This window comes from Mycobacterium paragordonae, from assembly GCF_003614435.1.
Classification (GTDB): domain Bacteria; phylum Actinomycetota; class Actinomycetes; order Mycobacteriales; family Mycobacteriaceae; genus Mycobacterium; species Mycobacterium paragordonae.
Map to the genome: position 1 here is coordinate 6,401,847 of NZ_CP025546.1, position 24,097 is coordinate 6,425,943.

Sequence of the window (24,097 nt, forward strand, 5' to 3'; positions counted from 1 at the left end):
GTGGCCCCAAATGTGACGGAGACTCAACTGGAGGCGCTGCGTAGCGCATCCAGTAGTGGTTCGGCGGCTTCCTTCAGGAATTGCTCCTGGGATTCGCCGCCGATCTGAATCAGGGCGATATCGGTGAACCCGGCTTCCCAGTAGGACTTCGCGGCTTCGACGATCGCGTCCAGGTCCGGCCCGCAGGGAATGCTGTCGGCGACATCGTCGGGCCGCACGAATTGCGTCGCTCCGGCGAATCCCGCGGGCGTCGGCAGGTCGGCGTTGACCGTCCAACCGCCGGCGAACCAGCGGAACTGATCATGCGCACGGGCGATCGCCGCGTCGCGGTCGGGATCCCAGCACACCGGCAGCTGCCCCACCACCCGGCCCGCGCCGGGCCAGCCGCCGCTCTGGCGCGCGGTGCGCCAGGCATCGACCAATTCCTGGTCGGGCTCCACCGCGATCAGGTGATCGGCCAGTTTGCCGAACTTTTCCACTCCCCTGTCGCCGGCCATTGCCACACCGATGCCGGGCGGCACATCCGGCACGTCCCAGAGGCGCGCGGAATCGACCTGGAAATAGTCGCCCCGCCAGTCCACCAACTCGCCGCCGAACAACTCGCGGATGATCTTGATGGCTTCGCGCAGCATGTCCTGGCGGCGTTCCACCGTGGGCCACCCCTTGCCCACCACGTGCTCGTTCAGGTTCTCACCGCTGCCCAGGCCGAGCGTGAACCTGCCGTCGGCCAGGATCTGCACGGTGGCCGCCTGCTGGGCGACTATCGCGGGGTGGTAGCGCATCGTGGGGCAGGTCACGTAGGAGTACAGATCAACCCGTTCGGTTGCGTGCGCGACCGCTCCCAGGACCGCCCAGGCGTTGGGCGCATGGCCCTGCGAAGTCAGCCACGGCGAGAAATGGTCGCTGCAGACCTCGAAGTCAAAGCCGCGCTGCTCTGCCGAAACAGCATCGCGCACAAGCTGTTTCGGACCCGCTTGCTCCGTCATCAAGGTATAACCGAACCGTGCCATGCCTGACGGGTACCCGGCAGACCGCAGCCCAAACGGCGTGACATGGCTTTGACTGGCGTTAACGTCGGCCGACGCGCAGTCCCGGGAATTACACTTCCGCAATGTTCTCGGAGACGCGCTACGCGCTGAACGGGGATCTGCGCGTCGCCTATCGCGCGTCGCGGGAAGGTCCGCGAGACATGGTGATGATTCCGAACTGGTTCACTTGCTGCGAGCACCAACCTGAGCTGCCGTCACTTCGAGGATGGATCGAGGCGATGACATCGCTCGGTCGCCTGATCTTCTTCGATCAGCCGGGTACCGGAGCGTCTGATCCGGTCGAGCCGGGCGCGCTGCCGACGTTGGAGCAGTGGACCGACAGCGTCGCAGCAGTGTTGGACGACCTGGGGTGTCGCGACGCGGTCCTGGTCGCGTCGAACTTCGCGTTCGCACCGGCTGCGCTGTTCGCGGCGACATATCCGTCGCGTACCGCCGCGCTGGTCGTGCTGGACGGTTATGCGGATGCGAGGGGCACCGCATTCGCTCGAGACAAAGCCCCCCCCCCCCCCCCCCCGCGCTAGCCCGCATGTGGGGCAGCGGCATCATTCCGCATCTGAATAATCCGGACATGCCATGGAACGAGGAGATCCGGGCAACCTGGGCCCGACACGAACGCCTCGCGGCCAGCCCGAGGACCGTCGCCCTCATGTTCCCTCTGGTTACCGAATTGGACGTGCGGGCGGTCCTTCCGACCATCCGCGTGCCCACCATTGTCATCCACCACGCCGACGGCGTGACCATCCCGCCTGTGAAGGGCAGATTCATCGCCGAGCACATACCTGGTGCGAAATATGTTGAGGTGCCAGATCACAACCTGTTGCACTTCGTCGAGCCATGGCGCGAGTCCTTTCAGGAGATCGCTGAGTTCCTCACTGGTCAGCAGCCCGAAGTGGCCGATGACCGGGTGCTCGCCACGGTGTTGTTCACCGACATCGTGGACTCCACGCGGCGCGCTGCGGAGATGGGCGACCGCAACTGGCATGCACTGCTCGACGCGCACGACGCGGTTGTCCGAGCACAACTCAGTCGGTTTCGGGGACGCGAGGTCAACAGCACGGGCGACGGGTTCCTCGCGATGTTCGACGGTCCGCAGCGGGCGATCCGGTGCGCGGTGGCCATTCGTGATGCGGTGCGGGCGTTGGGCATCCAGGTGCGCGCGGGGTTGCATACCGGTGAGTGCGAGGTGCGCGGTGCGGACCTCGGTGGGATCGCGGTGCATATCGGCGCGCGGGTCAGTGCGCTGGCCGGAGCCGATGAGGTGGTGGTGTCGAGCACGCTGCGTGACCTGGTGATCGGGTCGGGACTCGAGTTCGCCGACCGCGGCGTGCACCAGCTCAATGGTGTGCCCGGCGAGTGGCGTTTATTCGCCGTCGCCTCTGCGTGAACCGGTGCCCGGCCGCCCAGCTAAAAGGGTGGGGGTTCGTCGTCGGGTGGGCCGGTGGCGGTGATGCGGGCTTGGTGGTTGGCGCGGCGTTCGGCGGTGACGCGGGCGGCGCGGGCTTGGGTGCGGGTGCGCCGGCGGGTGGGCATCATCGCGGTGCGTTCGGCGCAGTAATCCGCCGGTGGGGTTTGGGCTTCGGGGGCGGGCATCCCGCCCACCGCGTGGCACAGGCTGGGAAACAGCAAGGCGCTGCCGGGGGTGGTGACGTGGGTGTCCCCGGCCGGGGAGGTCAGGATCAAGGTGCCGTCGGCGAGTTGTTTCTCGGTCCAGCCCCAGAACGTTTTCATCAAATGATGCGTACGGCAGTAGCACTTGAGGTTGCCGGCGTGGGTGGGCCCACCGGAGGCGTAGGGGGTGGTGTGGTCGACGTCGCAGTGCGTGGCCGGCACATCGCAGCCCGGCCAGCGACAGGTCAGGTCCCGGGCCCGCACGAAATCGGCGAGCGCTGGTGAGGGGTGGTAGTGGGGTTCGGGGGCGGCGTAGCCGGGGTGGATCAACGGCACCTGGCGGGCGGTCAACGCCAACTCGGCCAACAGTTCGGGGGTGATGAGGTCTTCGGTGCCCAGCACACACCCGGGGCTGTCGCTGTGGCCATTGAGGGTGGCTTGTTCGGCGACCACATGGATCACCACCGGCGAGGCGGGCTTGCGCCCGGCGGCGGTGCAATCGGGCCGGCCGCATTCACAGCCCAGCCGGGTGGCATCGGCGGCCAGCGCCCCCATGGCATCAGCGCGGCGCTGAGCCACCGTGCGCGGATCGTGGGGGCAGACCGTGGCCGCCAACGCCGAGATCCGCGCATCGAGGGCTTTGGCATCGGTGCTGCGCAGGCGTCCCTCCACCTGGCACAACCCGTTGAGCTCCTGGCTGATCCACACCTCCCGATCAGCCTGGGCCTCTGTGCGCCGCCGGACGGCATCGGCGTCGGCGTTGGCGACGATCTGGTCGATCTTCTGCGACAGCCGCCCCCGGCTCAACGAGGGCCAGCGTGTCACCCGCGCGGCGATCTTGTCGTCCACCGCCGCCAGCACCTGGGGGTCCTCGATCAGATCGGTGCGGAACACGATCGTGGCGAACGCCTCCAGGTCGATGTCCCCGGCACACAACACCGCCGCGACCTGCGGTAGGCGCTCGCGCATCGCCCGGGCATAATGCAGCTTGGTCTCCGCGCGGCCCTGGCTGATCTTCAGCCCCGCGGCCACCTCCCCGGCCACCGCCTTGAACGTGTCGATCGCCCACTGACCCCTCTCAGAGCCCGCCACCGAGCGGTGGGAGAACAACTGCCCGATCCCCACCAACTCCGCGGCCTGGGCCTGATTGACCACCCGCGCCGCCGCACCGATCCGCGTCATCCAGCCCACCGAGTCTTCGGTCTTTTCTAGAAGTGCCCTGCGGTGGGCCACCACCTCCAGGTAGCCGTCATACCCTTCCATCCCGGGTGCGAGTGTGATGTCTCAGGACATCGGTGACAGTTCTGTGTCAGGACATCGGTGCCAGTTGGTGTGTCAGGACTTCGGTGACGTTTTGTCGTCGTTTTTGGGGTGTGGGCCGCGGGGTCGTCCGTTGCCGACGTAAGTCACCCCGGGTGCGGGTCTTGTGTGCTCGATGAGGACTTCGCCGTCCAGGTCGGCGACGATGATCTTGTCGCCGTTGGTGACGACCAGGACCTGGTCAAAGCCGCGTCGTCCATCGACCTTGTACTGGACCCCCGCGAGCATGAATGTTCCGGCGGTGGTCAGTGTCCTGACGCTGGTGCCGGCGGGCAGGTCTTTGGGTGCGGGTGCAGGCCGGTGCCGCTTAAGTGCAGCTTGGACGAAGAAGGGCTGGTCGGGTTTGGGGCGGGGAGCCTGCGCCTTCTCGGTGGCCTCCCAGGCCGCGCGGGGTGTGATGCGGCCAGGCAGCCCTTGGTGGGGGCGCTCGTTGTTGTAGATGTCGTCGAAGGCGTCGATTTGGGTCTGCAACTCGGCCAGCGTGCTCGCGAGAGGCTGCTTGTCCAAGTAGCGGAACAAGGTCTGATGGAAGCGTTCGTTCTTGCCCTGGGTGGTCGGTTTGTAGGGCTTGCCGGTCATCGCCGCCACGCCCAGGCTTGCGAGGTGTTCTACGAGCTGGCCCAGGTATCCACGCCGCGAGGGGTTAAGCGCGAGCCCGTTGTCCGACAGCAGTCGTTGGGGCACTCCGTGGGCGGCGATGGCCTTGTCCACCACTGCGATCGCGTCCGTGGCGGTCTCGCTGAATGCGACGTGGGAAGCGACCGCGTAGCGGGAGTGGTCGTCGATGAGCTGGAAGATTACGCACTTTCGTCCGCCGCTCAGCACGTACTCGGTCGCGTCGAGTTGCCAGCACGCATTCGGCGCCGGATAGACGAACCGCCGCCATGCCGAGCGGGGCTTCTTCTTCGGCTCCAGACGAGCCACGCCAGCCTCACGGAAGATGCGCGCCAGCGATGCCGTGGAAGGCACCGGTTGTAGGCCCATCGCGCGCATCTTTTCGTGCACACTGATCGGCCCGTGATCCAGGCCGGAGGCCTCCAGTGCGGCACGCACGGCCACAGCCTGCTCCTTGATCGCATCGCTCAACTTCGATGGGCTCGACTTAGGTCGTCTCGTCCTGGGTTCAAGTACTGCGGCCGGCCCGTCGGCCCTGGCGCGTTTACGCAACTCGTAGAACGACTTGCGGGAGATGCCGTACTCGGCGCAGAACGTCGAAACCGCCCCGCGGGGCGCGTCATCGGGCCACTGCGAGATAGCAAGCCGGACCAGAGGATCGATCGGTTCATTAACAGCCACCACCCGAACCCTGAGGCAGAAATGTCACCACCAACACAGCCCGAACTGTCACCGATGTCCTGACACAGAACTGTCACCGATGTCCTGGGAGATGACACATCCCGGGTGCGAGGAACGGCAGTCTATCGAACATACTTTCGATTATAGCCTCTACCCCTGACCGCGTTGACTCGTCAGAAATGCGCGCGAAAGGGTGATTCGTTGCCTCATCGAGAATGCGCGCGTGGACGGCGCGCCTGCCTGGTCGGGTCAGCAATGAGTTCGGTAGGCCCGGTTGATGGGGTTGACATTGGCAGAGCGCAGGGCGGTGACCCAATCAGCGGCGACTCGTTATCAGCAGGCCGGTAAGCGCGGTAAGACCCGGATTCTTGACGAGTTGTGCGCCAACACGGGCTGGCATCGCAGCCATGCCCGCAAGGCACTTAAAGCCGCGCTGGCCCCCAGGATCATGTCTGCACGAAGTCCGCGGCCCGTGAAATACGGCGAGGATGTGATTGCTGCGCTGACGATCTGCTGGACGGTGCTGGGCATGCCCGCCGGCAAACGGCTCGCACCCATGCTCACCGAGCTGGTAGCCGTGCTGCGCCACTTCCGGGAGCTGGTCATCAGTGACGAGACGGCGGCACTGCTGGTATCGATGTCGGCGGCCACCATCGATCGCCGCCTGGCCGATGAACGGGCCAGATACAAGATCAAAGGACGCGTGGGCACCAAGCCGGGGTCGCTGATCCGAAGTCAGATCCCGGTGCGCACCTGGGCCCAATGGGATGACGCTGTGCCCGGCTTCGTCGAGATCGACACGGTCTTCCATGACGGCGGCAATCGGGGTGGAGGCCATGCGTTCACGTTGACGGTCACCGATATCGCCACCGGCTGGACCGAAAGCCGCTCGCTACCGGACAGGACGGCCAAACACATCCTGGCCGCCCTCAATCAGATCGCCGCCGCGATGCCGTTCCCGATCCTCGGCGTGGACTGCGATAACGGATCGGAATTCATCAACGACGACCTCTTGGCATGGTGCCAAGACCGGCGAATCACCTTCACCCGGTCACGGCCGGGCAACAAGAACGACGGCTGCCACGTCGAGCAGAAGAACTGGGTGGTGGTCCGCACCGTGGTCGGCTACTACCGCTACGACACAGCGTCAGAACTCCTGCTACTCAACGAGATCTGGCGACTGCAGTCACAGCTGACCAACTACTTCCACCCCCAGCAGAAATTGGTATCCAAAGTCCGCAAAGGCGCCAAGGTATCCAGAAAACACGACACGGCCACCACCCCGTTTCACCGGGCGACCGACCACCCGAGTATGACCCTGGACCGCATCGTGGCGCTCAAGCGGACCTACTCACTGATCAACCCAGCCGCCACCCAACGCCAGATCCAGGCGTTGACCAACCAACTCTTCACCCTGACCACCAGCAAAGCCCCAGCCGGCGTCCCGACTCCACTCACCAAGCGCGCACGTTCACGTGAGGCAACCAACAACCCTTCGCGCGCATCTTGACATGAGGCAACTTGATGACAGGGCTCGATCGTGTCAAGAGGGCGACGTGACCCCAGGTCAGAGCCGGTCTTTGACCGCCGCGGACAGCCGCGAGCCGTCGGCCTTCCCCTCGGCGATCCCGGTCGCGACCTTCATCACCAGGCCCATCTCCTTCATCGAGGGCGCGTGGCCGAGTGTCTCGGCAACCTGGGCGATCGCGGTTTCGACGACGTCGACCACCTCGGCATCGGTCAGCGGTGTCGGCAGGTACTCGTCGATGATGCGCGCCTCGGCATGCTCGTTGGCGGCGAGCTCGCCACGACCGTTCTGCGTGTAGATCTCGGCGGCTTCACCGCGCTTGCGGGACTCCTTGGCCAGCACTTTGAGAACCTCGTCGTCGGAGAGCTCCTTAGCCTCCTTGCCCGAAACCTCTTCGGTCTGAATTGCGGCCAACAGCATGCGCAACGTCGCGGTGCGCAGCTTGTCCTGCGCCTTCATCGAGTCGGTCAGGTCGGCCCGCAGCCGGGATTTGAGTTCCGCCATTCCAGAGACGCTACGCGTTGCCGCGGGGACCTACATTGAGAAATGCACCAACCGCCGACAGGATGTACCCCATGACAACCGACGACAGCCGCCGCCTACGGTGAGCACGCTGCCGCCTGAATACCCGGATGACACGTCACCGGGATCCGCCGGCCAAGAGCCGACCCCGGCATACGAGCCGCCCCCCGCGTACCAGCCGCCGCCGGCATACCAGCCGCCCCCGGCATACGGACCGCCTCCCGCATACGCCGTGCCCGGCGGGTACGGCCCGTCCCCGGGCTACGGCCCGCCTCCCGGCTACGGCCAACCTCCCGGCTACGGGCAGCCCGCCGGCTACGGCCCACCTCCCGGCTACGGCCCACCTCCGGGCTACGGGCAGCCCGCGGGCTACGGCCAACCCCCGGGCTACAGCCAACCCCCCGGCTACGGCCCGCCCCCGGGTTACGGCCCGCCCCCGGGTTACGGCCCGACGCCTCCCGGCTACGGCCCGCCCCTCATCCCGGGCGCGAACAAACCCGGCATCATCCCGCTGCGGCCGCTCACTCTGAGCGACATCTTCAACGGCGCCGTCGGCTACATCCGGGCCAACCCGAAACCGACCCTCGGCATCACCGCCATGGTCGTGGTCGTCATGCAGGTCATCTCGCTGCTGGCGACCGTCGGTCCACTCGCGGCGGCAAATTCATTGCAGAGCAACAAGTCCGAGCCCAGCCTCGGAGCCGTCGGGGCATGGACGGCATCGCTGGGCGGCAGCGCCCTGGTCAGCTGGCTGGGCAGCATGCTGCTGAGCGGGATGCTCACCGTCATCGTCGGGCGCGCGGTCTTCGGCTCGCCGATCACCATCGCCGAAGCATGGGCCAAGGTCCGCGGCCGGCTCCTGGCCCTGCTCGGCCTGGCGCTGCTGGAGGCCGTCGGATTGGCCGTCATCATCGGGTTGGTGGTGGTGATCCTGATCGGCGTAGGTGTGGCCGCCAACGCCGGTGTAGCGGTACTGCTCGGTTTCCCGCTGCTGTTGTTGGTGGTCGCGCTGCTGGCCTACGCCTATACGGTGCTGCTGTTCGCGCCGGTCCTGATTGTGCTGGAGCGGCTCCCGGTATTCGACGCCATCACGAGATCATTCCGCCTGGTGCGCAACGGCTTTTGGCGGGTCCTGGGCATACGTGTGCTGGCGGCCATGGTGGTCGGCATCGTCGGGGGGGCGATCTCGGCACCCTTCAGCATCGTCGGTCAAGTGCTGCTGATGGGCGCGTCGAGCACCACCACGCTGCTGGTCGGCACCGCGTTGTCGTCCATCGGAGGAGGTATCAGCCAGATCGTCACCACGCCGTTCGTCGCCGGCGTCGTTGTCCTGCTGTACACCGACCGGCGCATCCGCGCGGAGGCGTTCGACCTGGTGCTGCAGACGGGTGCGGCCGGTGGGCCGGCCGCCGTGGAGTCCACCGACAACCTCTGGCTTACCCGGCCTTACTGAGGAGCACAGTGCCCGCCATCGACATCGACCGCGATGCCGCGCACGATGCTGCGCAGCGCGAGTTGAACAAGCCGATCTATCCCAGGCCGTCATTGACCGACGAGATCATCGACAAGATCAATGAATTCCTGTTCAAGCTGGTGCTGAAAACCTCGCACATATCGGGCGGATGGTTCACGGTCACCGTGCTCGTGATTCTGGTGGCCATCGCGATCTTCGTCGCGATCCGTATCGCGCGGCGCACCATGCGCACCAGGCGCGGCGGCGACTACGAACTGTTCGGCGCCGGCCAGCTGACCGCCGCGCAGCATCGCGCGACCGCGGAAGCCTTTGCCGCCGAGGGCAATTGGGCTGCTGCGATCCGACATCGGTTGCGTGCGGTGGCTCGCGAATTGGAGGAGACGAACGTTCTGACCCAGGTTCCCGGCCGCACCGCCAACGAGCTGGCCCACGACGCCGGCGAAGCACTACCCCATCTGGTAGGGGAATTATCGCAAGCCGCAACGGCTTTCAACGATGTCACCTACGGCGAGCGCCCGGGAACCCAAGCCGCCTACGAGATGATCGCCGACCTCGACGACCATCTGCGGTCAAGGTCCGCCACTTCTGCTGTCACCGCGCAAACCGCGGCACCCGACTCCTGGGCGAAGGTCCGGTGACGTCCACCCGTCCCGGTGCGCCGACCGGCACCATGCAGCAACGACGCCCCTGGCGCGGGGTGTTGCTCACGCTGGCGGCACTGATCATCGTCGCGTCGATCACCACGTACCTCACGGCGCCGCGGCCCGGCGGCACGATGGACCCCGAGGCCACCAGCCCGGCCGGCGCGCATGCTCTGGTGACACTGCTCGGCGAGGCCGGCGTCGAGATCGTGGTCGCCAACACCGTCGCCGAGGTCCAGCGCGCGGCCCGGGCGGACACCCTGCTGTTGGTGGCGCAGTCGCAGTACCTGACCGATAATTCGTTGCTGGACAAGCTGTCCGAGGCTCCCGGTGATCTGTTGCTGGTCGATCCCACCTCGCGCACCCGCGCGGCTCTCACGCCGCGGCTACGTGTCGGCGCTGCCAGCAACCTGGATACCGAGCCGAATTGCCCACTGCGCGAAGCCAATCGCGCTGGTGTGGTGAATCTCGGACCGAGTGATGCCTACCGCGCCAAAGGCGATCTGGACCTGGTCAGCTGTTACGGCGGGGCCCTGGTCAGCTACCGCGACGGAAGCCGCACCGTCACCGTCGTCGGCACCAGCCACTTCATGCAGAACGAAGGTCTTCTGGAAGAGGGCAACGCCGCTCTGGCGATGAATCTCGCGGGCACGCGGTCCCGGCTCATCTGGTATGCGCCGCAACGCGTCGAGGGGCACACCTCAGAGCCCGGATCGCTGATGGATCTGATCCCGGACAACGTGACCTGGATGGTCTGGCAGCTCTGGCTGGTGGTGATTCTGGTCGCGTTGTGGAAAGGGCGCCGCATCGGCCCTCTGGTCGCCGAGGAACTGCCCGTCGTGGTTCGCGCTTCTGAGACAGTGGAGGGCCGCGGTCGCCTCTACCGCTCGCGGCGGGCCCGCGACCGCGCCGCGGAAGCGCTGCGCACGGCGACGCTGCAACGCCTGGTCCCCCGACTTGGCTTGGGGCCCAACGCGGCACCACCGGCGGTGGTGCTGACGGTGGCACAGCGCAGTGGCGCCGATCCGGACTTCGTCCAGTACCACTTGTTCGGTCCCCCACCGGCCAATGATTCCGACCTTCTCCACCTAGCCCGTGCGCTCGACGACATCGAAAGGCAGGTCACCCACTCGTGACAGAACCGGATTCCGCCCGTGAGGCATTGCTGGGATTGCGCGCCGAGATCGGCAAAGCCGTTGTCGGGCAGGAAGGCGTCGTCAGCGGCCTGGTGATCGCCTTGCTGTGCCGCGGCCACGTCCTGCTGGAAGGCGTTCCCGGCGTGGCCAAGACGCTGATGGTCCGAGCCATGGCCGCCGCGTTGCAGCTCGAGTTCAAGCGGGTCCAGTTCACCCCTGACCTGATGCCCGGTGACGTCACCGGCTCCCTGGTCTACGACACCCACACCGCCGAGTTCGCCTTCCGGCCGGGTCCGGTGTTCACCAATCTGCTACTGGCCGACGAGATCAACCGCACGCCACCCAAGACACAGGCGGCGCTGCTCGAAGCGATGGAGGAGCGGCAGGTCAGCGTGGACGGCGAGCCGAAACCGCTGCCCGATCCGTTCATCGTCGCCGCCACCCAGAACCCGATCGAGTACGAGGGCACCTATCAACTGCCCGAGGCCCAGCTCGACCGTTTCCTGCTCAAGCTCAACGTCACACTGCCGCCGCGGGATGCCGAGATCGCCATCCTCAGCCGGCACGCGCACGGTTTCGATCCGCGCGACCTGTCCTCGATCAAGCCCGTGGCCGGGCCCGCCGAGCTGGCGGCCGGACGCGAGGCGGTACGCCAGGTGCTGATCGCCGACGAGGTACTGGGTTACATCGTCGACATCGTCGGGGCCACCCGGTCGTCCCCCGCCCTGCAGCTCGGAGTGTCACCGCGCGGGGCCACCGCGCTGCTCGGCACCGCCCGGTCATGGGCCTGGCTGTCAGGACGTAACTACGTGACCCCTGACGACGTCAAGGCCATGGCCCGCCCGACGCTGCGACACCGGATCATGCTGCGTCCGGAGGCCGAGCTCGAAGGCGCCACCCCCGACGGTGTCCTGGACGGCATCCTGGCCTCGGTCCCGGTGCCACGCTAGTGATCCTCACCGGCCGTACCGGACTGCTCGCCCTCATCGGCGTCCTGCCGATTGCGGTATCACCCTGGCCGGCAAAGGCTTTCGTGATCCTGCTGGCGATGTTGGCGGCCGTGGTCACCATCGACGTGGTGCTGGCTGCCAGTACCCGTCGGCTTCGCTTCGTCCGGTCGCCGAACGGTTCGGCCCGATTGGGTCAGCCGGTGGACGCGGGTCTGCTGATCCACAACGACGGCCGGCGCCGGTTTCGCGGTCAGGTGCGCGATGCCTGGCCGCCCAGTGCCCGGGGCGAGCCTCGGACGCACCGGGTGGTCATCGCGTCCGGGCTGAGCCAGCAGGTGCACACGCAACTACGGCCGGTCCGGCGCGGCGACCAGCGCGCCGCGGTGGTGACGGCTCGCTCGATCGGGCCGCTGGGTTTCGCGGGCCGGCAGAGTTCGCAGCCGATACCCGGCCACGTGCGGGTGCTGCCGCCGTTCCTGTCCCGCAAGCACCTGCCGTCGCGGCTGGCGAAGCTGCGGGAGATCGACGGACTCCTGCCGACGCTGATCCGGGGGCAGGGCACCGAATTCGATTCGCTGCGTGAGTATGTGGTCGGCGATGACGTCCGCTCGATCGACTGGCGGGCCAGCGCCCGGCGCAGCGACGTCATGGTCCGCACCTGGCGGCCCGAGCGGGACCGACGCGTGGTGATCGTGCTGGACACCGGACGGATGGCGGCCGGACGCGTCGGTATCGATCCCACGGCCGCCGACCCCGCCGGCTGGCCCCGGCTGGACTGGGCGATGGATGCCGCACTCCTGTTGGCGGCGTTGGCATCTCGCGCCGGTGACCACGTCGACTTCCTCGCCCACGACCGGGTCAGCCGGGCCGCAGTCTTCGGTGCCTCGCGCACCGAACTGCTTGCCCAACTGGTCGACGCGATGGCCCCGCTCCAACCGGCTTTGGTCGAATCCGATTGGCGGGCAATGGTTGCCGCGATTCTGCGGCGGACCCGACGGCGGTCGCTGGTGGTGTTGCTCACCGACCTGAACTCGACCGCCCTCGACGAAGGGTTGCTGCCGATGCTGCCGCAGTTATCGGCCAAACACCACGTGCTGGTTGCCGCCGTGTCCGACCCACGCGTCGACGAACTCGCCGCTGGACGTAGTGACGCGGCCGCGGTGTACGACGCGGCCGCGGCCGAGCGGTCACGCAACGAGCGGCGAGCGATCGCGTCGCGGTTGCGGCGCAGCGGGGTGGAAGTGGTCGACGCACCACCAACCGAACTGGCGCCGAGCCTTGCCGACCGCTACCTGGCGATGAAGGCGACCGGGCAGCTCTAAAGTTGTTCGCCCAGTGTGAATTTCACGACGCCGCAGCGGCGCAGGCTGGGTGGCTAGGAGGTGGGGACGTAGTCCGGCGCGTCTTCGATATCGCCGGTCTCGCCGGCTGCGACGCCGCGGCGGCCGAAGTAGACGATGTAAGAAAGGAACGCCAGCTCGGCGAGGACGCCGATCGCGATACGGGCGAATGTCGGCAACGGCGAGGGCGTCACCATCGCTTCGATCAGCCCCGACACCAGCAGCACGCCGACCAGCCCCACAGCAACCGAGACCACGCCGCGCCCCTCCTCGGCCAGGACCTGCCCGCGCGGTCGATCCCCGGGGGAGATCACCGACCACCCCAGCCGCATGCCGACCGCGGCGGCCAGGAACACCGCCGTCAGCTCCAGCAGCCCGTGCGGCAGCAGCAAACCCAGCAGCAAGCCGCCCTTGCCGGCCGGGAACATCAGGCCGGCGATGACGCCCACGTTGGCGGCGTTCTGGAACAGCACGAACGGTATCGGGACGCCTAGTACCACTGACATCGCGATGCACTTGGCAGCCACCCACGAGTTGTTCACCCATACCTGCAGGGCGAACGCCGCGGCGGGGTGCTCGCTGTAATAGGACTCCACGTCGTGGTTGATGAGTTGGTCGATGTCCGCCGGCGTGCCGACGACCGACTGCACCTCGGGACTGCCGGCCACCCAGAACGCCATGACCACGACCACCGCGAAGAACGCCGCCGCCGTCGCCGACCACCACCGCCAGGACCGGTAGGCAACCACCGGAAAGGACACCGTCCAGAAGCGGACGAAGGTGCTCGTCAGCGGAGCGTGGGCGCCGGTCACCGCCGACCGGGCCCGCGCCACCAGACTGGACAGCCGGCCGGTGATCAGCGAATCCGACGACGCCGACCGCAGGATCGACAGATGGGTGGAGACCCGCTGATACAGCTCGACGAGTTCATCGATCTCGGCACCGGTCAGCGAACGGCGCTTCTTGATCAACTGGTCGAGCCGGTCCCAGGTGCCTCGATGGGTGAGCAGGAACGCGTCGACGTCCACTTGGGCAGCCTACCCAGCCTGTAGCGTTTCGAGGTATGTCGGAGGTGGTGACCGGGGACGCCGTGGTGCTCGACGTCCAGATAGCTCAGCTACCGGTTCGCGCAATCAGCGCGATCATCGACCTCACCGTCGTCTTCATCGCTTACATCCTGGGAGTGATGCTGTGGGCGGCCTCCCTCTCGCAATTCGACGAGGCACTGACCGTCGCCTTCCTGATTATTTTCACGGTGCTGGCGATGGTCGGCTATCCGGTGATCATCGAGACGGCGACGCGGGGTCGCTCGGTGGGCAAGATCGTGATGGGTCTGCGGGTCGTCTCCGACGACGGCGGCCCGGAACGATTCCGTCAGGCACTGTTCCGCGCCCTGGCCGCCGTGGTGGAGATCTGGATGCTGCTCGGGAGCCCCGCGGTGATCTGCAGCGTGCTCTCCCCGAAGGCCAAGCGGGTCGGCGACATGTTCGCCGGCACCGTCGTGGTCAGCGAACGCGGTCCCCGGATCAGTCCGCCGCCCGCCATGCCCCCGGCACTGGCCGGGTGGGCGGCATCGTTGCAGCTCTCCGGGCTGACCACCGGCCAGGCCGAGGTGGCCCGCCAATTCCTCTCGCGGGCACATCAGCTCGACCCGGCGCTGCGCGATCAGATGGCCTACCGAATAGCCAGTGATGTGGTGTCGCGGATCGCGCCGCCGCCTCCGCCGGGCGTTCCGCCGCAGTTGATTCTGGCCGCGGTACTCGCCGAGCGACACCGCCGGGAACTGGCTCGGCTGCGCCCGGCAGCGACGCCGGGCTGGCCCCAGCAGCAGGGCTGGCCCCAACAGCAGCAGGGTTGGCCCCAGCAGCAGCCGCCGCAGGGATGGCAGCCCGCTTCCGCGCAACCTGCAGCGCCGCAACCCCAGCAGAACACGGACGCGGGCGGCTTCTCCTTACCGACTTAGTACTTAGTACTGCGCGACGGAGGCGGCCAGGATGGCCACGTCGGTCACCAGCAACGCCAGCCCGAACAGGGGAACGGCGATGCCGCCATGCCGCTTCGCGGTGAAGACCGAGGCGACGATTACCAACATGGCCACCAGCGGCGGACCGTAGAAGAAGACGTCGAAACTGATTCCACCACCGAGGGTCGGGCAGCGATTCTGCGTGCAGGAGTCGGTGCTCATCACGGCCCCGAGCGCGAAAAGCATCACGATCGCGGCACCCGGCACGGTCAGCAGCGCCAACACCCAGTTGACCCGCGCCCGAGCCTTGTCGCCGTCGTCGTCAGTGGGATCGGTGGCGCTGCCGGGGCCGGTCAGGGTCCGGTCGCGGTTATTGCCGTTCACCCGTGAGGTGCTACCCGGCGTTCGGGGTGTGCAAACGATCCATCGCGCACCAGGGTTGCCATCCGATAGTTAGCGATATATCGTGATACGTAGTGATACACCGGAGCGCTGATCGTCGGCGCCCCCACTGACCAAGAGGACTACACACATGAACACCCTTTTCACCCCTCCAAGCGGGCCGTTCGGCCCACGGCCCGGTTTTGGCTTCGGCCCGGGCGCCCGGCGACAGGCCCGGCGGGAATTCATCGAGAACCTGCGTGAGCAGGCCGGCGAGCACGGCGGACCGATGGGCTTCGGCCCCGGCTTCGGCCCAAGCTTCGGCCCCGGCTTCGGCCCGGGCTTCGGTTTCGGTCCTGGTGGCCGCGGCGGACGCCGGGGCGGGCGCGGCCGGCGCGGTGACGTGCGAGCCGCGATCCTGGTGCTGCTCAACGAGCGGCCGATGCACGGGTACGAGATGATCCAGCAGATCGCCGAACGCAGCAACGGGATCTGGAAGCCAAGCCCCGGTTCGGTCTACCCGACCCTGCAGTTGCTGGACGACGAGGGCCTGATCACTGCGAGCGAAACCGACGGCAGCAAGAAGCTGTTCGAGCTGACCGAGGACGGTCGCGCCGCGGCGTCGAAGGTCGAGACCCCGCCGTGGGACGAGATCGCCGAAGGCGTGGATCCGGGGCACATGAATCTCCGCTCCGCCGCCCGCCAGCTCTTCGGCGCCGTCGGGCAGTCGGCCCACGCGGCCAGCGCTGAGCAGCAGCAACGCATCGTTGACGTGCTCAACAACGCACGTCGGGAGATCTACGGCATCCTCGGCGAGGACTGAGGCGCCTCCGGCCGCGAGCGTGCACAGAATGCCGGCTGCACCGGCGCGTCGATGTACATCTGCGCACGCTCGCGGGCTGGATATCAGGACACGTCGACCCAGTCCAGGGTCCGCTGCACCGCCTTGCGCCAGCCCGCGTATCCCGCGGCCCGCTGTTCGTCGTCCCAATTCGGCGTCCAGCGTTTGTCCTCGCGCCAGTTGGCCCGCAATTCGGACGGGTCGGCCCAGAAACCCACCGCCAGCCCGGCCGCATAGGCGGCACCGAGCGCGGTGGTCTCGGCCACCACCGGCCGGACCACGTCCACACCCAGCACGTCAGCCTGGATCTGCATGCACAGATCGTTGCCGGTGATACCGCCGTCGACCTTCAAGATCTCGAGGCGCACGCCGGAATCGGCCTCCATGGCGTCCACCACGTCGCGGCTCTGGTAGCAGATCGCCTCCAGCGTCGCGCGAGCCAGATGAGCGTTGGTGTTGAACCGGGACAGCCCGACGATCGCCCCGCGGGCGTCGGATCGCCAGTAGGGCGCGAACAACCCGGAGAACGCCGGCACGAAATACACCCCGCCGTTGTCGGCGACCTGCCGGGCCAGCGACTCGCTCTGCGAGGCGCCGCTGATGATGCCCAGCTGATCGCGCAGCCACTGCACCGCAGAGCCCGTCACCGCGATCGAGCCCTCCAGCGCGTACACGGGCTTGGCGTCCCCGAACTGGTAACACACCGTGGTGAGCAGCCCGTTCTGCGACCGCACGATCTTCTCACCGGTATTCAGCAGCAGGAAGTTGCCGGTGCCGTAGGTGTTCTTGGCCTCGCCGGTGTCCAGACACACCTGGCCGACCATCGCCGCGTGCTGGTCACCCAGGACACCGGTGATCGGCACCTCGCCGCCGATGGGACCCGTCTCGGACGTGACACCATAGGGCTGCACCGGCGATGACGACTCGATCTTGGGCAACATCTCCCGGGGAATGCCGAAGAACGACAGCAACTCGTCGTCCCAGTCCAGCGTTTCCAGGTTCATCAGCATGGTCCGGCTGGCGTTGGTCACGTCGGTGACGTGCACGCCGCCGCGCGGCCCCCCGGTCAGATTCCACAACACCCAGGTATCGGCGGTGCCGAACAGTGCCTCACCCTTTTCCGCGGCCTCGCGAACCCCGTCGACATTCTCCAGAATCCACTGCAACTTGCCGCCCGAGAAGTACGTCGCCGGCGGCAGACCCGCCTTCTGGCGGATCACGTCGCCGCGGCCGTCCCGGTCCAGCGCCGACGCGATGCGATCGGTGCGGGTGTCCTGCCAGACGATCGCGTTGTAATAGGGTCTTCCGGTCTTGCGATTCCATACCAGCGTCGTCTCGCGCTGGTTTGTGATCCCAAGTGCGGCAATCTCTTTCGGAGATATGTTGCTCGCGTTCAGCACGGACATCAACACAGACGCGGTGCGCTCCCAGATCTCGACCGGGTTGTGCTCCACCCAACCGGCCCGCGGCAGGATCTGGTCGTGCTCGAGCTGATGACGGGCCACCTCGGCGCCGTCGTGATCGAAGATCATGCAGCGGGTACTGGTGGTGCCCTGGTCGATGGCGGCGATGAATTCCGGCGACTCGGCCAACTCGGCCTCTCCTAGGGTGACGTTGGACACTGCAGGTACATGATCGCGCAGTGGCGGGCCGGGTTGCGCGCGGCCCGGGAAACCTGTTCCATCGGTCAGGTGGGCGAAGAGGTCAAGCGCACCACGTATGACCGCGCACATCGGCGGGAGTACCGGCGCAAAGTGCGGGTGTGTCTCGACGTCTTCGAAACGATGCTCGCGCGGACCAGCTTCGATTCGGAGCACCCGCTCACCGGCATGGAAATCGAATGCAACCTGGTTGACGCCGAATACCAGCCGGCGATGTCGAACCGATACGTGCTGGATGCCATCGGCGATCCCGCATATCAGACCGAATTAGGCGCTTACAACATCGAATTCAACGTGCCGCCCCGCCCGCTACCCGGTCACACCACCCTGGACCTGGAGAAAGACGTACGGGCCAGCCTCAACGACGCCGAACTCAAGGCCAACGCCAGCGGTTCCCACATCGTCATGATCGGCATCCTGCCCACCCTGATGCCCAAGCATCTGTCCGAGGGCTGGATGAGTGAGTCGAACCGGTATGCGGCCCTGAACGAGTCGATCTTGGAGGGCCGCGGCGAGGATATCCCCATCAACATCGCCGGCCCCGAGCCGCTGAGCTGGCAGGCCGCCTCGATCGCACCCGAATCAGCTTGCACCAGCATGCAATTGCACCTACAGGTGGCTCCCGACGACTTCGCCGCCAACTGGAACGCCGCGCAGGCGCTGGCCGGCCCGCAACTGGCGCTGGCCGCGAACTCGCCGTATTTCTTCGGCCACCACCTGTGGGCGGAAACCCGCATCGAGTTGTTCGCCCAGTCCACCGACACCCGTCCCGAAGAGCTGAAAACTCAGGGAGTGCGGCCCCGGGTCTGGTTCGGCGAACGCTGGATCACCTCGGCCGTCGACCTGTTCAAGGAGAACATCCGGTATTTCCCGTCGTTGCTGCCGGAACTGTCAGACGAGGATCCCGTCGCGGAACTGACGGCGGGACGCACGCCGCGGCTCGCCGAACTGCGCCTGCACAACGGCACCGTGTACCGGTGGAACCGGCCGGTGTACGACGTCTCCAACGGCCGCCCCCAGCTGCGCCTGGAGAACCGGGTACTGCCGGCCGGGCCGAGTGTCGTTGACATGCTGGCGAATTCGGCCTTTTACTACGGGATGCTGCGGACCATGTCGGAAGCCGAAGAGCCGGTCTGGTCGCAGATGAGTTTCCCGGTGGCACATCGCAATTTCCTGGATGCCGCTCAACAAGGAATCGATGCGCGGCTGCACTGGCCAGGTGTGGGCGAGGTGGGCGCCGGGAAACTGGTGTTGGACACGCTCTTGCCGATGGCCCACGAGGGCTTGCGGCGGTGGGGTGTCGATGTCGAAGTCCGCGACCGCTTCCTCGGCGTCATCGAGGGCCGGGCCAGGACCGGGCGCAATGGCGCCAGCTGGCAGGTAGCCACCGTCGGCGCCCTGGAGGAGGCCGGCATGACCCGGCCCCGGGCCCTCGCCGAGATGCTGCGCCGCTACTGCGAACACATGCACGCCAACGAACCGGTCCACACGTGGCCAGTCAGGCCCGGCTAGCCGATCTCGGCCAATTGGGTCAAGCGCACGCTGTTGCCGGACGGGTCGCGGAACCCGCAGTCGATGCCGTAGGGCATCTCGTGCGGCTCTTCGGTGAATTCCACTCCGCGCGACTTCATTTCGGCGTAGGTGGCCGCGCAGTCCTCGGTGGTGAGGAACACCGTGCCGGCGAAGCCCTTCGCCATCACTTCGGCGACCTGCTTGTGGGTGGCCGCGTCCATCACCGGCTCGCCCGGAATCGCCATCAGCACGATCGACACGTCGTCCTGGCCGGGAGGGCCGACGGTGAGCCAGCGGAAATCCAGGCCCGGCAGTGAAACATCCTGCCGCACTTCCATACCCACCTTCTCGGTCCAGTACTTCAGGGCGACTTCCTGGTCATGCACCCAGAGGTGGGCGCTGGCAATCTTGAGCATGGCCCCAACGCTACGACCCGGCCGAGCCGTTCGTCTTCTCCCCGTGTGCTGTCTTGACGCGGCTGTCTGCGGGTGGGCGGGTGTCACGGGCGAGGATGCAGCTGGGTACCCGCGCATGCACCGACGCAGGCGGGAGGCTGGCCCGAAAGGCGGCCGGCGGCAGTCCGTAAACGCGGGCGAAAGTCGTTGTGAACGAACCGACACTGCGCAACCCGACCATCACGGCGATATCGGCGACAGAGCGATCGGTGTAGCGCAGCAACGCCGCCGCCCGCTCCAGCCGGCGGGTCTGCAGGTATGCGCGCGGCGATTCACCGAAGGTGCGGGTGAACATCCGGCTGAAGTGCGAACGGGACAGGCCCGCGGCCGCGGCCAGGTCATCCACCGTGATCGGCTCGGCGTAGCGGGCGTCGGCGAAGTCCTTGGCGCGGAGCAGGTAGCGGGCCGGCGGCAGCTGCGGCATAGGTCCCAGTATGCGACGCGCGTACGTTGTAAACCATGACGGATCAGGTAATGGACTGGGACGACGCGTACCAGGAGAAGGTCTTCCAAGCACCGCCGCCGTGGAATATCGGCGAGCCGCAGCCCGATCTGGCCGCACTGATCGCCGCCGGCAAGGTCCAGGGTGAGGTACTCGACGCCGGATGCGGGGTCGCCGAGTTATCGCTGGCGCTGGCCGCCGCGGGTTACACCGTTGTCGGCATGGACAATTCGCCCACCGCCATTTCCGAAGCAACGAAGGCCGCACGAGAGCGCGGCCTCACCACTGCCACTTTCGTGGTGGAAGACATCACAAAATTCTCGGGGTATGACGGCCGATTCGGCACGGTGATCGACAGCACCCTGTTCCACTCCCTACCGGTCGAGGATCGCGACGCCTACCTACAGGCGATTCATCGGGCGGCCGCCCCCGGCGCCGGTTACTACGCCTTGGTGTTCGCCAAGGGCGCCTTCCCCGCCGAGGCCCCCTACCGGCCCAATGAGGTCGACGAGCAGGAACTTCGCACCGCTGTCTCCAAGTACTGGCAGGTCGACGAGATCCGGCCGGCCGCGATCCATGGAACCATGCCGCAGATTCCAGACATGCCGCCGCCGCCGCACCCGGTTGACGAGAAGGGCCGCGTGATGATGCCCGCTTATCTACTGAGCGCGCACAAGGCCGATCAGTAGTTCTGCAGGAAGATCCCGGCGAGGTTGGAACCGATGCTCTGCAGGCCGGACACGAAGCTGCTCACGTTGGCCGGCAGGGTACCGATGTTCCCGATGCCCGACACGCCGCTGCCCAGAATCGAGATCCCCGAGGAACCTTCGCCGAACACGTTGTAGCCGGACGCGCCGATGAGTCCCAACGGGTTACCGCTGAAGAGGCCGGAGACGCCGCTGCCGTTGTTGAAGAAGCCGGAGTTGTTGCCGCCGCCGGTGTTGAAGAAGCCCGACGTCGTGATGATCGCGTCGGTCGTGTTGGCGTAGCCCGGCGTCGGCGGAATCTGGAATTCGAAGAGCTTCTGGCTGGGCAGGAAGATGCTCGGGACGTAGACATCCGGCAGGTTGAAGGCGCCGATCCCGAGCGGCGGAATGACCAGCGGCGGCGTGACGAAGCCCGGGAAATCGATCTGCGGCAGCGTGAACTCGCCGATGTGAATCGGCGGAATCCCGATGGTCGGCAGGTTGAACGCGGACGAGATGACCTGCGGCAGGTTGAACGCACCGAGCGCGATGGGCGGAATCACGATCTCCGGCAGCGAGAACGCCGACGAGGTGAGTTGCGGAAGCAGGAACTGCCCGATGCCGATCGGCGGGATAGTCAGGCCCGGTGTCTGGAACTGCGGCCAACTGATCGGGGGCAGGTTGAAGGACCCGAGTTCGATCGGGGGGATGGTCAACGCCGGCGTGCTGAACTCCGGCCAGCCGACCTGCGGCAGGTCGAAGGAACCGAGGTTGATCGGGGGAATAGTCAGCGCCGGCGTGCTGAACTGCGGCCAGCCGACCTGCGGCAGGTTGAACGAACCGAGGTTGACGGACGGGATGTTCAGTGCGGGCGTGGAGAACTGCGGCCAGCCGACCGAGGGAAGTGTGAAGTTGTTGATGCCGATCGGCGGAATCGTGACCTGAGGGACGTCGAAGCCGGAGAGCGTCAAGGACGGGAACACGTAGGGTCCACCGTTGTTGCTGATGGTCAGCGTCGGCAGGGTCATCGCCCCGATCTGGATGCTGGGGAAGTTGAACTGCTGGATGTAGCCCGCTTGGCTGAAGCCCAGCGAGATCGCATTGATGTTGAACGAGCCCAGCTTGATGTCGTAGTTCGGCGCCAGAATATTGCCGGTATCGAGGGAAATCAGCGTTTGCCCGCCCCCCGGAACAGAAATATTCGGGAATTGAATGGCGGGGAAGTTGATCTGCGGAACGGTGATCGTGGGCAGGCTCCACGGGGTGATCTCGACCAGTGGCGTCTGGAACTTGGGAATCGTGATGGTGGGAGTCTGGATCGACGGGACCGATATGGTCGGCGTGGTCAATTGCGGAGTGCTGAAACTACCCACATTCAGCGCAGGGGTTTGGTAAGCCGGCACGGTGATCGACGGAATGCCGATCGACGGAAGGCCAAACGTTCCGATATTTATGTTCGCCGGCGTCGTGTATGCCGGAATGGTGATCGCGGGAAGGCCGATCGACGGCAGGCTGAAGTTACCGATACTGACGTTCGCCGGCGTCGTGTACGCCGGAATGGTGATCGACGGAAGACCGATCTGCGGCAGGCCGAAGCTGCCGATGTTGATGGTCGACGGTGTCGTGTAGGCCGGAATGGTGATCGGCGGAATGGTGATGCCCGGCAGGTTGAACGCACTCAGCAGTGCAGTTGCGGGTGATGAGAAGGCCCCGACGTTGATCGGCGGGACGGTGATCTGGGGCAGGCTGAACGCCGAGACCAGGACATCCGCCGGCGAGGTGAAGGGGCCGATGTTGATCGGCGGGATGTCGATGGTCGGCAGGTCGAACGGGAAGATCCTGATGTTCGCCGGCGTCGTGAACGGCGGGATGGTGATGGGCGGGATGCTGATCTGCGGTGTGTTGAACGCGCCGACCAGGATCGAGGAGATGTCCACCGGCGGCAGGTTGATGTCGGGGGTGGTGACGGCGAAGTAGACGCCGCCCTGTCGATCGCCCGTCCAGCCGATGCCGTTGTTCATGTTTCCGGCATTGAAGGCACCGGTGTTGACGTTCCCCCAGTTGGAGTAGCCGGTGTTGGTGTTGCCGATGTTGAAACTGCCCGTGTTGTACGAACCCGGGTTGAAGTCGCCGGTGTTGAAGCTGCCGGCGTTGTAGGTACCGGTGTTCGCGACACCGGGGTTGAAAGCCCCGGTGTTGAAGGATCCCGGGTTGAAGAGTCCAGTGTTGGCGATACCGGAGTTGGCGATACCCGTGTTCAAACTGCCGGAGTTGAACAGACCGTAGTTTCCGTTGCCTGAGTTGAAAAAGCCGATGTTTCCGGTGCCGGAGTTGAACAAGCCGAAGTTTCCGGTGCCGGAATTCAGGTTGATGCCGAATTGGTTGTTCCCGGTTAGACCGATGCCGATGTTGTTGTTTCCAGTGTTGCCCAAGCCGATATTGAAGTTGCCGGTGTTCGACAGCCCCTGGTTGCCGACACCGAAGTTTCCGAGACCGATATTGGATCCGCCCAGGTTGCCCCAGCCGATGTTCCAGTCGCCGAGATTTCCGGACCCGAAATTGGCGAGGCCGAAGTTCCCGTTGCCGATATTGCCGGACCCGAGATTCCCGAAGCCGATGTTGTTGGCACCGTTGTTGGCCCAGCCGAGGGACAGCTGCAGTGTCCGGACTGCGGCGGCCGGCGCGGCCGCGGCCGTCGCCGAACCTGCGGCCAGCTGGGCCGGCAGACCCGCGATCGCCTTCAGCGGTTCGGTGAACGGGGCCAGCGCGGAGACCGCGACAGATGCGCCGCTGTAGTAACCGACCATCGCGGCCACGTCCTGCGCCCACATCTCCTCGTAAACGGCCTCAGCCGCGGCGATGGCCGGCGCATTCTGTCCGAACAGGTTCGACAACACCAGCCGCACGAAGCCAGAACGGTTGGCCGATACGGCTATTGGGTGAACCGTCGCCGCCACAGCCGACTCGAACACACTGACCACTGCCTTGGCCTGGGCCGCTGCACCCGAAGCCTGCGCAGCCGCCGCACTCAACCACCCGGCATACGGCAGCGCCGCCGTCGACATCGCCGCAGCCGCCGGACCCTGCCAGGCCTGACCGACCAGACCGGCCGTGACCGACGTGAAAGACTGTGCGGCCGAGCTCAGTTCGGCGGCCAGACCGTCCCAGGCGGTGGCCGCCTCGAGCATCGGGCCGGGCCCCGCGCCGGTGAAGAGCCTGAGCGAATTAATTTCAGGCGGCAGCACAGCAAAACTCATAGAGAGAGCACCCTTCATCACTGGATCGATCGCCG

20 protein-coding genes and 2 pseudogenes are annotated in these 24,097 nt (G+C 66.4%); 11 read left to right on the plus strand and 11 right to left on the minus strand.

All coding sequences use genetic code 11. From position 1 onward, the window contains the following. Positions 1 to 23: 23 nt before the first annotated feature. Positions 24 to 1,010 (minus strand): LLM class F420-dependent oxidoreductase, encoded by a 987-nt coding sequence (locus C0J29_RS28665; protein WP_065048115.1) that lies wholly within the window; start codon positions 1,008 to 1,010, stop codon positions 24 to 26. Positions 1,011 to 1,111: 101 nt separating this feature from the next. On the opposite strand from C0J29_RS28665, the pseudogene C0J29_RS34890 reads away from it, so the two are divergent. Then, positions 1,112 to 2,433, plus strand: a pseudogene (locus C0J29_RS34890) (adenylate/guanylate cyclase domain-containing protein). A gap of 20 nt (positions 2,434 to 2,453) precedes the next feature. Here C0J29_RS34890 and C0J29_RS28675 read toward each other — a convergent pair. Together C0J29_RS28675 and C0J29_RS28680 are read right to left on the minus strand one after the other, a co-directional pair. Beyond that, positions 2,454 to 3,920, minus strand: coding sequence for an HNH endonuclease signature motif containing protein (locus C0J29_RS28675; RefSeq protein ID WP_120794289.1), 1,467 nt, complete (start codon positions 3,918 to 3,920; stop codon positions 2,454 to 2,456). Positions 3,921 to 3,992: 72 nt separating this feature from the next. Continuing rightward, entirely contained in the window at positions 3,993 to 5,276 is a 1,284-nt protein-coding gene (locus C0J29_RS28680; protein ID WP_120794290.1) for a DDE-type integrase/transposase/recombinase, read from the minus strand. Positions 5,277 to 5,550: 274 nt separating this feature from the next. Between C0J29_RS28680 and C0J29_RS28690 the strand changes: the two genes are divergently transcribed. After that, complete coding sequence (locus tag C0J29_RS28690) at positions 5,551 to 6,783, plus strand: DDE-type integrase/transposase/recombinase (RefSeq protein WP_120791988.1); 1,233 nt, start codon at positions 5,551 to 5,553, stop codon at positions 6,781 to 6,783. A gap of 57 nt (positions 6,784 to 6,840) precedes the next feature. Here C0J29_RS28690 and C0J29_RS28695 read toward each other — a convergent pair whose 3' ends face one another. Next, on the minus strand, positions 6,841 to 7,305 hold the full coding sequence (locus C0J29_RS28695) for a GatB/YqeY domain-containing protein (RefSeq protein ID WP_055578195.1): 465 nt from the start codon (positions 7,303 to 7,305) through the stop codon (positions 6,841 to 6,843). Between the two features lie 250 nt (positions 7,306 to 7,555). Between C0J29_RS28695 and C0J29_RS28700 the strand changes: the two genes are divergently transcribed. Genes C0J29_RS28700 through C0J29_RS28720 form a run of 5 tightly spaced genes read left to right on the plus strand, consistent with a single transcriptional unit; the run spans position 7,556 to position 12,846 of the window. Beyond that, positions 7,556 to 8,776 carry a DUF7847 domain-containing protein gene (locus tag C0J29_RS28700; RefSeq protein WP_443094023.1) on the plus strand — a complete coding sequence of 407 codons (1,221 nt, stop codon included), beginning with the start codon at positions 7,556 to 7,558 and terminating at the stop codon, positions 8,774 to 8,776. A gap of 8 nt (positions 8,777 to 8,784) precedes the next feature. Continuing rightward, positions 8,785 to 9,435, plus strand: coding sequence for a DUF4129 domain-containing protein (locus C0J29_RS28705; protein WP_120794291.1), 651 nt, complete (start codon positions 8,785 to 8,787; stop codon positions 9,433 to 9,435). Beyond that, the gene (locus C0J29_RS28710) at positions 9,417 to 10,574 is read left to right on the plus strand and encodes a DUF4350 domain-containing protein (RefSeq protein ID WP_371872507.1); all 1,158 of its coding nucleotides are present in this window, start codon (positions 9,417 to 9,419) and stop codon (positions 10,572 to 10,574) included. Before C0J29_RS28705 ends, C0J29_RS28710 begins: the two co-directional genes overlap by 19 nt. After that, positions 10,571 to 11,524, plus strand: coding sequence for an AAA family ATPase (locus tag C0J29_RS28715; RefSeq protein WP_065045788.1), 954 nt, complete (start codon positions 10,571 to 10,573; stop codon positions 11,522 to 11,524). The genes C0J29_RS28710 and C0J29_RS28715 overlap by 4 nt, the downstream gene beginning before the upstream one ends. After that, the gene (locus C0J29_RS28720; protein WP_120794292.1) at positions 11,524 to 12,846 is read left to right on the plus strand and encodes a DUF58 domain-containing protein; all 1,323 of its coding nucleotides are present in this window, start codon (positions 11,524 to 11,526) and stop codon (positions 12,844 to 12,846) included. Before C0J29_RS28715 ends, C0J29_RS28720 begins: the two co-directional genes overlap by 1 nt. A 53-nt stretch (positions 12,847 to 12,899) precedes the next feature. On the opposite strand, the gene C0J29_RS28725 is transcribed toward C0J29_RS28720, so the two are convergent. After that, positions 12,900 to 13,892, minus strand: a complete 993-nt coding sequence (locus tag C0J29_RS28725) for a stage II sporulation protein M (RefSeq protein ID WP_120794293.1) — start codon at positions 13,890 to 13,892, stop codon at positions 12,900 to 12,902. 35 nt (positions 13,893 to 13,927) lie between these two features. Here C0J29_RS28725 and C0J29_RS28730 point away from each other — a divergent pair, with 35 nt between their 5' ends. Then, the gene (locus C0J29_RS28730) at positions 13,928 to 14,827 is read left to right on the plus strand and encodes an RDD family protein (RefSeq protein WP_120794294.1); all 900 of its coding nucleotides are present in this window, start codon (positions 13,928 to 13,930) and stop codon (positions 14,825 to 14,827) included. A 3-nt stretch (positions 14,828 to 14,830) separates the two neighbouring features. Here the strand turns inward: C0J29_RS28730 and C0J29_RS28735 are convergent, their stop codons facing one another. Further along, complete coding sequence (locus C0J29_RS28735) at positions 14,831 to 15,211, minus strand: hypothetical protein (RefSeq protein ID WP_082978114.1); 381 nt, start codon at positions 15,209 to 15,211, stop codon at positions 14,831 to 14,833. 148 nt (positions 15,212 to 15,359) lie between these two features. Between C0J29_RS28735 and C0J29_RS28740 the strand changes: the two genes are divergently transcribed. Next, entirely contained in the window at positions 15,360 to 16,031 is a 672-nt protein-coding gene (locus C0J29_RS28740) for a PadR family transcriptional regulator (protein ID WP_120794295.1), read from the plus strand. An 83-nt stretch (positions 16,032 to 16,114) separates the two neighbouring features. Here the strand turns inward: C0J29_RS28740 and glpK are convergent, their stop codons facing one another. Then, positions 16,115 to 17,671, minus strand: a complete 1,557-nt coding sequence (gene glpK / locus C0J29_RS28745) for a glycerol kinase GlpK (protein WP_162951581.1) — start codon at positions 17,669 to 17,671, stop codon at positions 16,115 to 16,117. Between the two features lie 69 nt (positions 17,672 to 17,740). Between glpK and C0J29_RS28750 the strand changes: the two genes are divergently transcribed. Beyond that, on the plus strand, positions 17,741 to 19,222 hold the full coding sequence (locus C0J29_RS28750; protein ID WP_065045805.1) for a glutamate-cysteine ligase family protein: 1,482 nt from the start codon (positions 17,741 to 17,743) through the stop codon (positions 19,220 to 19,222). Here the strand turns inward: C0J29_RS28750 and C0J29_RS28755 are convergent. Beyond that, entirely contained in the window at positions 19,219 to 19,638 is a 420-nt protein-coding gene (locus C0J29_RS28755) for a VOC family protein (protein ID WP_065165801.1), read from the minus strand. The genes C0J29_RS28750 and C0J29_RS28755 overlap by 4 nt on opposite strands. 10 nt (positions 19,639 to 19,648) lie before the next feature. Then, complete coding sequence (locus tag C0J29_RS28760) at positions 19,649 to 20,101, minus strand: helix-turn-helix transcriptional regulator (RefSeq protein ID WP_065045782.1); 453 nt, start codon at positions 20,099 to 20,101, stop codon at positions 19,649 to 19,651. A gap of 35 nt (positions 20,102 to 20,136) precedes the next feature. Between C0J29_RS28760 and C0J29_RS28765 the strand changes: the two genes are divergently transcribed. After that, on the plus strand, positions 20,137 to 20,808 hold the full coding sequence (locus C0J29_RS28765; protein ID WP_120794297.1) for a class I SAM-dependent methyltransferase: 672 nt from the start codon (positions 20,137 to 20,139) through the stop codon (positions 20,806 to 20,808). On the opposite strand, the gene C0J29_RS28770 is transcribed toward C0J29_RS28765, so the two are convergent. After that, positions 20,802 to 23,237: a pentapeptide repeat-containing protein gene (locus tag C0J29_RS28770; protein ID WP_371872508.1), complete on the minus strand. Its 2,436-nt coding sequence runs from the start codon at positions 23,235 to 23,237 to the stop codon at positions 20,802 to 20,804. The two genes, C0J29_RS28765 and C0J29_RS28770, sit on opposite strands and share 7 nt — an antisense overlap. Positions 23,238 to 23,581: 344 nt before the next feature. Further along, positions 23,582 to 24,062: pseudogene (locus C0J29_RS35015) on the minus strand (PPE family protein); the annotation flags it as partial. Positions 24,063 to 24,097: the final 35 nt, after the last annotated feature.